This window comes from Cellulomonas sp. URHD0024 (genome assembly GCF_000426185.1).
GTDB lineage: Bacteria > Actinomycetota > Actinomycetes > Actinomycetales > Cellulomonadaceae > Cellulomonas.
The window spans coordinates 1-1,406 of record NZ_AUEW01000024.1 but is presented as its reverse complement, the minus strand read 5'-3'; the positions used below and the strand labels follow the sequence as shown (position 1 = coordinate 1,406).

Sequence of the window (1,406 nt, the reverse complement as noted above, 5' to 3'; positions counted from 1 at the left end):
GCGATCCGGCGAGCCGCTACGTGGCGGACAGGAGCGTGACGCCCCTTTCGAGACCGAACCGTGAGGCCGGCCTGAGGGCTACGGCTTCCGCGTTGTTGAAACGACCGCGCAAAGAAGATCCAGGTCGTCGCCGTGAGAACCGACGGAACCTTGGTCAGCGCGTTGTCTACACGAGTCGTGCTCGGCGGGCCTGCATGCCGGTCAACCCTGCGGCGCGCACAGCCTCTACGACGACTCGACCAGGCTCTAGGGAACGTCGCCGCGCAGCTGGGCCGCGCTCGCACGGAGGCCGACGACCGCCCCGGTTGAACCGGGGCGGTCGTCATCCTCGCGGCGGGCCGGCGGGCATCGGTACGCCCATGGCCAGCAGCAGCGGCGCTGCCACAGTCCACACGTCGGCGGTAGAGCGAGTGACGGCGACCGTGCCGGTGATCGCCACAGCCATGACCAAGAGTGACGACCCACCCGCTCAACGCCGCCGATAGAGGGATGCCGCCCGCGTACGAGTTGGCCGTCGCGGCTGTCCTGCTCGACATGGACGGCACGCTCGTGGACTCCACCGCTGTCGTCGAGGCTGTCTGGGGTGACTTCGCTGCCACGCACGGCGTCGACCTTGAAGCGGTGCTGCGCTGCTCCCACGGGCGCCGCACCATTGATACAGTGACCGCTTTCCTGCCGGACCCGCACCAGGCACGCGACGTCGCAGCCGACATCGAGGCCGACGAACTCGTACGCCTTGAGGGGATCATCGCGATCCCCGGAGCACGCGATCTGCTCGCCTCGCTGCCCGACGCACACGTCGCCGTGGTGACGTCGGCTGAGCGGGAGCTCGCCGTACGCCGGCTGACGGCAGTTGGCCTGTCGTGTCCCACCGTGCTCGTGGCCGCGGAAGACGTCGAGGCTGGCAAGCCATCTCCTGACGGGTTCCTGCGTGCGGCAGCCGCGCTCGGGGTCTCCGCGGAGGACTGCGCCGCCTTCGGGGACGCTGAAGCGGGCCTGCACGCCGCGAGGGCCGCAGGTGCGTTCACCGTCGTCGTCGGGTGGCTATGAGTCAACCATCACCCGCGATCTCCGACGAGTGATCGACTTCCGCCAGGTGAGAGCACGCATCGAGGGCCACCGCGTGGTGCTCGCACTCCCCTAACCTTTTGGCATCGCCTCCTGCGGGGCGAGCTCACGGCCATGCCGCGACGGCTCAGATGTCCGATCATGGCCCGGCGCATGCACGGAACGTAGCGCGTGGGTGCGCGCAGAGGCCCTACTCGGGCAATGGTCGACTCGTCTCAACTCGATACGTCTCTGTACCAGTCAAACGGGAGAGGCGGACCGCGCCGCACGGGCGCAGTTCCCCGTGGACGCCGACAAGGCGCAACGCACGGCTCTGTTCCTCGAGCTGTCCGAAAAGT

1 protein-coding gene is annotated in these 1,406 nt (G+C 68.6%); it reads left to right on the top strand.

Annotated elements, in window-relative coordinates; translation table 11 throughout:
• Nucleotides 1-489: 489 nt before the first annotated feature.
• A complete protein-coding gene (locus I847_RS24290; RefSeq protein WP_231384253.1) occupies nt 490-1,050 on the top strand; it encodes an HAD-IA family hydrolase in 561 nt (186 codons plus the stop codon).
• Nucleotides 1,051-1,406: the final 356 nt, after the last annotated feature.

Excerpts from the sequence above, each read along its gene's own strand:
- I847_RS24290 (WP_231384253.1), top strand. The coding sequence starts at position 490 with ATGCCGCCCGCGTACGAGTTGGCCGTCGCGGCTGTCCTGCTCGACATG.